Annotated in this window: 4 protein-coding genes and 1 pseudogene; all 5 read right to left on the bottom strand. The window is 65.8% G+C overall.

Annotated features, from left to right (window positions below):
* Nucleotides 1–405: 405 nt before the first annotated feature.
* The gene (locus ABTX78_RS35895) at nt 406–891 is read right to left on the bottom strand and encodes a DUF2247 family protein (RefSeq protein WP_352210949.1); all 486 of its coding nucleotides are present in this window, start codon (nt 889–891) and stop codon (nt 406–408) included.
* 5 nt (nt 892–896) lie between these two features.
* Entirely contained in the window at nt 897–4769 is a 3873-nt protein-coding gene (locus ABTX78_RS35890; protein ID WP_352210948.1) for a polymorphic toxin-type HINT domain-containing protein, read from the bottom strand.
* A 508-nt stretch (nt 4770–5277) separates the two neighbouring features.
* Entirely contained in the window at nt 5278–7404 is a 2127-nt protein-coding gene (locus tag ABTX78_RS35885; RefSeq protein ID WP_352210947.1) for an FG-GAP-like repeat-containing protein, read from the bottom strand.
* A gap of 80 nt (nt 7405–7484) precedes the next feature.
* The gene (locus ABTX78_RS35880; RefSeq protein ID WP_352210946.1) at nt 7485–8036 is read right to left on the bottom strand and encodes a hypothetical protein; all 552 of its coding nucleotides are present in this window, start codon (nt 8034–8036) and stop codon (nt 7485–7487) included.
* 348 nt (nt 8037–8384) lie between these two features.
* A pseudogene (locus ABTX78_RS35875) lies at nt 8385–8466 on the bottom strand (IS5/IS1182 family transposase); the annotation flags it as partial.

Raw genomic sequence — 8466 nt, 5'->3', positions numbered from 1 at the left:
TGAGATCACCACGCCAACGACGAGGGGCCCTGTCCTGTCACGCCCCCGCCCACCAGGTCATTTCCCCCTGCGGGGCAGGATGAAAGAGGTTCAGTGATCGCTAATCGGACAGACGCATCCGATCAACTGACCAACTCATCAAAGAGACACGCGCCAGACGTCCGACGCACTCAATCTGCAGCTGTAGGCCGCATGCATGCTCTCCCCGCAACTGGGCTGGGATATCGCAGTGGGGCACTCGTGCGAGTGCCCCACCACGGTCTGGATCGACGGCATTCAACAGCCGATTCCGTTTGTAGACCACTACGGTCGGCAGCCCCTCGGGCAGCCCGTTCCTTGTTTTCCGAGACCCGCGCCGCTATAGATCGTCATTGCTTCTGGGAACCCGACTTCGAGGTCCGGTACTCACCGTTGCCGATACAAATCCTCCGAGTGTCTCAGGAACGTCTCCAGCCTTTCGACCATCCCGGACGTACCACCCTTGCCCCCAGGAGGGGGAGGCATGTATTTCACGAAGCCCTCCATCTCCTCTGGGTATTCAAAGTCTGAATACAAGGCCTCAATGGCGTCGAACAATTGCTGCTCACTCAGGCCGCTTTGATGGAGCCAGGACAGTGAGAGATAGATCCAAACGGCGGACAGCTCGTGGGAGTCACCTGAGCCCTCAGGCGAAAGTTCGGGAAGATCCCCGGACCGGATATCTTCCGAGAGTGCGAGCGCCCACCTTTCCTCCACCTCAAGCAGTGGGCGGCCGGCCTGCATTTTGTGCATATAGATCTGCACGATCGCGGCATCATCCAACCACCCCCAATGCTTTCCGTAGGCGACTTCGCTTGTCGTCAGATCAACTCGATCCACGACAAAGCTGCCGGGGATCTTGAACCTAGCCATTGCGTTCATTTTTTGTTTGGGATTCCGTTCATAGTTCCTCCAATGACAAATCTTCGATGAGTGATCAGGTTTCCGCTCCCGCTGCGCTCAACTAGCCATTCGAAGCGTCCAGTCCTTCCGTTAACCTCTCCTGGCATCTGCACCAACAGGCGCTCCACTCCATCTCCACCAACAAGTCGAGTTGTTACACCCTTAGTTGCGATATCACGGACAGCGAAATCCGCCGCCATGTGCCCAGCGTCCCTCTTCAGCCCGGATCCGTGCCCCTTGGCGTTCAGGATGATTTCCTGAGCTTCCTTGGAGTCGACCCCGCACCACGATGCGCTGTTGTGAACCAGCACTGGCGTGTCGCCCGCCAGCACATAATAGGTGTGAATATCGGCGACCGTCAGGTTGTAGACGCGCTGTCCGGGTGTGGTCCATGCTCTGGCCGCGTTGACTTGTGCGTAGATACCGTCTGCGGTCCGTAGCAGATCGCCCGAGGTGAGGTGCGCGGCGTCGATCCAGGCTTTTTTGTCCCCCGCTACCCAGAAGGGATGCTTGTCTGTGGCGACGATCGTGCCGGTGGTCTGTCCGTTGGGACTGGTGATGTTGATCTCTGCCAGGTTTTTCGTCCCGTCGCCGACGATGGTCGCCTGGACGGCCTTGGCTTCGGTGCGCCCGGAGAGCGGGTCGGTGGCGAGGACCTTGTCGCCAACACGGACATCCTCGATCGCCTCGGTGCGACGATCACCCATAAGGACCCGAGTGCCTGGGACGAAGCTGTTCTTCTCGCAGGGCCCCGTTCTGAGTGCCTTGACCCTCAGCGCCGCCATCGCAAGGCCCTCGAAGCACGTCTTGTCCGGCTTGGTGAGGCATTTCTCGATCTGGTCCGCGCCCGCGAACCAGGCGATCAGGCGGTCGAGGTAGGTGCTGGTGATGCAGCCGTAGCCGCCGGCCCCGTCACCGCCGCAGACCAAGAGCGTCTCACCCGGCTTCAGCTCCCCGTCCTTGAGGAGATTCCCGCGGTACTTGACAAGCCGCTTCTCCAGAGCCTTGCGCAGTTCTACGTCGGAGAGCGGCTTGCTGGCCTCCTTCAGTTCCTTCTGCACTTGGGCTTTGAGTTCCGTCACGAGCTTGTCGGCGGCGACCTTCAGGGCTTCGGTCGATGCCTTGGCGGCTGCGGCGGCGTCTTTACCCGCGGCTTGCGCCGACGCACTCGCCTCGTATACGGCCATGTTCGCCTGGTAGGCGTAGCCCCCGGCGATGCTGGCGGAGCGCTCGGCGCGTTCGGAGGAGCGGGCGGCCGACTGGGCGTCCTGTTGGGCCGTGGCGGATGCGTTCCTCGCTGTCTTAGCGGATTCCGCGGCGCGGTCGGCGGACTGGGCCGCGTGGTCCGCGGACTCGTCGGCCTGCTTCGCGTACGTATCGGCCTGCTGGGCGGACTTCTTGGCCTTGTCCGCCCATTCGACGGCCTTCGCGGCGTCCTTGCGGGCTTCCGCGGCCACCTTCTGGGCTTCTGCGGCGTCCTTGTGGGCAAGCGACGCCGACTTGTAGGAGGCTTGGAGAAGGATGTTGATCTCGGCGATGTGAGCGGCGGCGTTCGCGTCCCGCTGACGTGCCTTGTGCAGGCCGATGTCCAGGAAGGTGCGCAGTCCGGACGGCGGGCCCGACAGGGCGGCCTGTGCTGCGGCCTGGACCTCGGCGCCGCCGGTGGTGAGGGCCTGAGCGACGGCCACGCGGTCGTCGTCCTCGCGGGCCTTGTACTGCCCGCCCTGAAGGAACTGCGCCATGTCGGCTGCGGTGCCGTCCAGCGCCTTGCTGGCGGCGGCCTTCACCCCCGGACCGCCCTTGACCGAGATCTTGCCGATGGCGACCCGGTCGTCGTCTTCCTTGCCCGGGTAGGCGCGGGTGCGCAAGAACTCCCGCACCTGGTCGATCGGCTTGTCCACAACATCCAGGGCGGCCTGCTGCTGTGCGGGGATCTCGGTGGTCGCGGCGATGTGCGCCACGCTGGCCCGGTCGTCCTGTTCCATGGCGACCATCAGCCTGGTGCGCACGAACTCGGCCACATCCTCGTCGGTCCCGGACAACGCATCTGCCGCGGCCTCCCGTACCCAGGTCCCGCCGCTGTGCAGCAGGTTGACCGCGGCCTGTCGACCCTTGGTGGCCGTGACCGCCGGGTCGGACTCCGCGGCAGCCTGAGTCAGCAGCTCCTGCGTCTGGGAGTTGAACTGCTGGCGTTGGCCGATCTCCCACTGGGCGGCGGCCACACGGGCCTTGTGGGTGCGGCTGGCTTCCTCGGCGGCCAAGACCTCCTCGTCCTGCTGCTGGGCGAGGCACTCGGCGTCGGACTTGCGGGCCAGATCTGCCACGGTAGAAGCCTGCTTGGCAGCCGTCATCGCGTTGTTAGCAGCCTCGGTGGCCGCGTTCGCGGCAGCGGTGGACTCCTTGGCCGCGTCGACCGCCTTGCCGGCCTCATCCGCGGCCTTGTCCGCAGCCGCCGCTGCGGCTTCAGCATGCGCGGCAGCGTCGTTGGCGTGGTTACGCGATTGCCGGGCGGCTGTGGCGGCCTGGTTGGCGTTGGCCTGTGCCGCGCCTGCGGCACGCGTGGCCTGGTCGGCGAGCCGTTTGGCACGCGCCGCAGCTACCTGCGCTTCGTTGCTCTTGGACCCGGCTTCGCCGGCCCAGCGCCCGGCGTCAGCGGCCGCGGCCGCCGCAGCCGCCGCGTTGGCACCCGCGCCGGCCGCGGACTGCGCCGCCTTCGCGGCATTGTCGGCAGCGATACCGGCCTGGTCGGCGGCGGCCGCCGCCTTCCTTGCACCCTTGGCAGCGTCACGTGCCTTCTGCGCGGCCTCTCGTGCCTGCCTGGCCTGGGAGGCGTTACCGGCGGCTGCCGCTGCGGCGGATCTGGCCGAAGACGCCGCGCTTCCCGCCCGGCTGGCGGCGTATGCGGCCTGCGCCGCCGCGGAAGCGGCCACCCGGGCGGTCGCGTTCGCGGCCGCGGCCGCTGATACTGCCCGACGCGCCGACTGTGCCGCGCGGTCGGCGGCTGCGGCCGCCCGGGATGCGGCTGCGGCCGCCTTGCCAGCCGATTCCTTCGACTTCAGGGCCTCGCTGGCCGCGAGCTGCGCCGCTTCCTTGGCTGCCTGAGTGGCGGTCTCCGCCTTGGCCGCCTCCTCCTTGGCGGTCTCGGTCAGCTCATGTGCCCGCTTCTGCGCCTTATCGGCCATGTCGGCCAGTTGGGCGACGGTGAGCGTCTCCTGATCACGCGCTGCGGCGACCGTCCACCCATCGTCCAAAAACTCCTGGACATCCTCGGCCGTACCGTCCAAGGCCTGACCGGCGACCTTCTTCACGTTCGGGCCGCCGGAAACCAGCAGTTGGCCGACACGCACCCGGTTGTCGTCCTGCCGTGCCCGGTACTGGCCCTCCTGGATGAACGAGCTCCAGGCGTCCGGAGTGCCGTCCAGCGCCTTACCGGCCGCCTTCTTCACACCCGGACCGCCAAAGGCCATGATCTGCCCCACCTGGACACGCAGATCGTCCTCGTAGGCCGGTACAAAGCCCTGGTCCAGGAAGGTCCGCAGCTCCTTCTCACCGCCATCCAGGGCAACATTGGCCGCCTTGCGCACGCCCGGACCGCCTATGGCAATGACCTGGCCGACCTGCACCCGCAGATCATCCAGCGAAAGGTTCTCGAGGTCCTCGGCCATGAACGTGTTGATGTCCCTGTCCGACCCCGCCAGGGCGGCTTCAGCCGCCGCGCGCACGCCCGGACCGCCGTGTCTCCATTCCAGGAGAACATCGGATCTGTCGTACACCCACGCCTCGTCCTCGGCCTGGGCAGGACGAAGATCGATGCCCAATACCATCACCAGGGCTATCAGCGCCGCCACGACACCACGCCATCCTGGCGCGGCCCGCAATCTGGCATTCAACGTGTTTCTCCCTTACCTGATTGACATTCAACGGCGGCCTTCTCAAACCCACGGTCAGCTCGCCGTCACTGCAGTAACGGTCCGGAAAACTGGTGCTGGTGTCGTCGACCTCCACGGACGGATATGTCTGCTTGGCTCGTCGGCGGCAGACGGCTGCCAGCCGAGAAGCCTCGTCTTGGGTGAAGTCCTCCGTGGACAGGAGCACCGTCAGGAACGCCGGTCAGGGCCCTGCTGCTGAGGCCGCCTTGTCTTCGAGATGCCGGCGGCGACGTCACTCCGCCCGACGCCGGCCAGCGCAGCAGTCGCGCGTTGTTGGTACGGCTGCCTATTGACTGCTCGCCCCTGGTCGCACCATCTCGGCCACTTCCACGATGTGGTTCAGACATCCCCGGCAACCTGCTGCACCCCTGCGAGGGAGCGTGTCCGGCCGCTCGACGGTGGCCGGACACGCTGCAGGGGGCTGATCTCAGTAAGTGCTGAAGAGGGTGGTGTTGGCGTAGAGCCAACTGGTGGCGGGGGCAGTCCAGCCGGCCTTGGCGCCGTTGAACATGGCGTCGGGTCGTGCGGTCCAAGTCCACGTCCGCACGGCGTCGTCGGGCTGGTGGTTCAGCATGGCGAGATCGTCGCGGCCGTCGCCGTCGTAGTCGCCGATGACGATCTGGAAGCGCTTGGCGTCAAGGTTGCCGGGATTGCTGCTGAGGGTGACCTTGGCCGGGCCGAAGCGGTCCTTCCCGTCCACCTTCTGCACCAGCATGGTGGAGGTCTTGTCGCTGCCGTCGGCGTAGTCGTACCAGATCAGCACGTCATCCCCCCCATCGCCGTTGAAGTCGCCGGAGTGCGGTTCGGTACGGCTCCAGTCGATCGAGGCGCTCTCCCACCACACGGTCGGAGTGGCGAAGCCGCCGGCGGGCGTGGTGGCGAAGACGTAGGTCTTCACATCGTCGTTGCCCTGACCATAAAAGACGCTGATCTCGTCCCGGCCGTCCCCGTTGAAGTCGCCGGTGACGAACTTGGCCCGGGCGCGTGTCCAGGTGTCCTTCGGGGCCGACCAAGAGGACACCGGGGTGTTGAGCTTGCCCTTGTCAGTGGACAGATACGTCCACAGCTTGGTCGTGCCGTCGGCGCCGGCGTACCAGATGGCCACGTCGTCGCGGCCGTCGCCGTTGAAGTCGCCGGCCTGCGGGGTCATGTAAGTGAAGTGGAACGGACCCCCCGCGGGCGAACTCCAGGTGGCGACGGGGCTGTCGAATCCGCCGTCGGGCTTGCCGAGGGCGATCCAGATCTTGACGCTGGTGTCGCTGGAGCCGCGCACCGTGGCCATGTCGCCGCGGCCGTCGCCGTTGAAGTCGCCAGTGACGAACTTCATGTAGCGGGCATCCCACTCACCAGCAGGAGCCGCGTACGACTTCTCAGGCCCGCCGATGGACCCGTCCTCCTTCCCGAAGAAGGAGTACATGCCGTCGTTGCCGGCCGTGTAGCTGTACCAGGCGCCGAGGTCGCTGCGACCATCCCCGTTGTAGTCATGGCGGAGGCCGGTGCCGCTGGACCACTGCGACTCGTTTTCGCTGTTGTAGATGACGAAGTTTCCGCGGTCGTTCAGGACTGCATAGCCGTTCGGGGCACTGGTCCCGGACTCCCACAGCGTGGCGCTGTCGGCGGAGTTGCGGACGATCAGGTTGCCCTTGCTGAGACGCGCGAAGGCACCGGGATTACCCGCCGTGCCAGTGGACCACAGAGTCTTGCCAGCATTGGAGGAGATGACCAGGTCGCCGTCACTGCGCATGGTCAGGCGAGCCGAGGCCGAGACGAGGGTGTCGCCGGGGGCAAGGCGCCTGGCGGCGGTCAGGCGGGAGCCGACGTTGATGTTGTCGGCCCGAGCGGCGATCGCGTCGGTGCGGGTCTCGGCCGTATCAGTGCCGAAGCATCCGCCCTGCCGGGAGCGGCTGGCCACGGCGAAGAGTTCAGGCTTGCCATTGATGACGCGCAGGAGCGGCGCGCCGGTGTCGCCCTTGCAGATCGCGTCGTTCGCGGTCTTGCCGGCGATGTCGAGTCCCGTTTCCGTGGCCGCCTTGACCGCGAAGCTGGCGGTGTGGAGCTTGAGCGGCGCCCATTCGTCTCTGGTGCGCCCGTATCCGGCCACTGTGAGAGTGTCGCCTGGGGCTGGCGCAGTGGGGGCAAGGGCTACCGGGGTGATGCTGGTGGCAGGCTCGGCCAGCCGGGCCAGGACCAGATCCCGGCCGACGCGAGGTACCAGATCGACGACCTCACTGACATGACCCCCTGTCGTGGCGGTCAGATCGGCGCGCCCGATGGTCGCAATCGTCCTGTCGGCGGGCTTTCCGGGCGCGAGCTCGGTGAGCCCACCGGAAAAGCAGGAAGCAGCGGTCAGCACCCAGTGCGGGTCAATCAGGGCACCGGAGCATGCGCGCTTGGTGTCTCCCTCACCGATCTCCAGCTTCGCCGTGAACGCGTAAGCGTTGTCCGTGGCGGCGGCGCCGGTGACGGCATGGGCGGGTATGGCAAGCAACGTCAACGGCGCAGCGGCGAGGACGGCAATGAGTTTAGCGAGGCGGTGGCCTCTGGTGTGTCGCAAGACCTTGGATTCCTTGGTACGAGGCCGGCGCTTCCGTTCAACGGTACGCAGCGGGCAGATGGCGGGACGCTGGCCGAGTGCTACTTGGTCGATCGGATCTCCACGAGCAAGTACTCGCGGCCCTGCTCGTCCGCGCTCTCACCCACCCCAGTCCAGGCGTTCTTCGAGATGTTGAAGGTCTTCTCCTCAGCGCCGACGGTCATGTCGACGTTGGTCGCATAGTCGTTGCCCTTGATCAGGTGAACGGAGGGGATCTCCAGGGTGAGCCAGCCGGAGTTGCCGACGACTTTGAAGCAGATACTCTCGTCATTTCTCTCGCGGGCCTTGACCTCGATGAATCCGGTGCCGCTGGCGCAGTCGACGAGAGTGATGTGGCCATCGCCGCGCTTGAGGACGATGTTCTTTTCAGCGAGGATCTTGTCTGCCTGCGGGTAATTGAAGTCCTCGATCGCGTAGCCGGGGGCATCGCCCGCTACCGGCGCGAGCGCTTCAGGCTTCGGTCCGGTCTCGGCGCGGACCCCGCCCGCCAGCGCGAGCCACGCCAAGGCACCAGCAGCAGCTGCGGCCCCGAGCGTTCGCACTATAAATCTCTTCCGCTGCGGCCTCGCCACATATGCGGTACGTGCCTTCATCACAGTCCTCAAGTCGTCGGTCCCGACCCACTGGCCGGAGCGTGATTCAAGGCAGGCAGGAACGCGACCTGTACAAGTGCCGCCCCCCACTCCCCCGGCCGGAACACGGCTGTCCCCGAAGGCCTTTACCCTCACGGCATCGCGTCGAGGGAAGGCTTCACTCGGAGCCGCTCCAGCGCGGCAAATTCAACCTTGTTGATCGGGTCACTGTCGACTCACCAAACCTCAGGAAACGGGCGGAAGGCGTCATTCCATCGTGATCTTCACCACCTTCCTGAAAGGGTTGTACGGAGCAGGCCCCCAAATCCTCACCAGGCTGGCGATTTACATCACACCAGTGAACCTCTTTCATCCTGAATACGTGCAGGTCATGAGGGTGTGGATGGCCTGGACGATGGTGCCGATGCGACGAGTGGAGCATCTGGCCCGC

It is taken from the genome of Streptomyces sp. NPDC096193 (assembly GCF_040302905.1).
Classification (GTDB): Bacteria; Actinomycetota; Actinomycetes; order Streptomycetales; family Streptomycetaceae; genus Streptomyces.
Note: the sequence above shows the minus strand (reverse complement) of the source record. Positions and strands in the feature narration are given on the sequence as shown.

Coding starts and splice junctions, on each gene's coding strand:
- ABTX78_RS35895 (WP_352210949.1), bottom strand. CDS start 891: ATGGCTAGGTTCAAGATCCCCGGCAGCTTTGTCGTGGATCGAGTTGAT.
- ABTX78_RS35880 (WP_352210946.1), bottom strand. CDS start 8,036: ATGAAGGCACGTACCGCATATGTGGCGAGGCCGCAGCGGAAGAGATTT.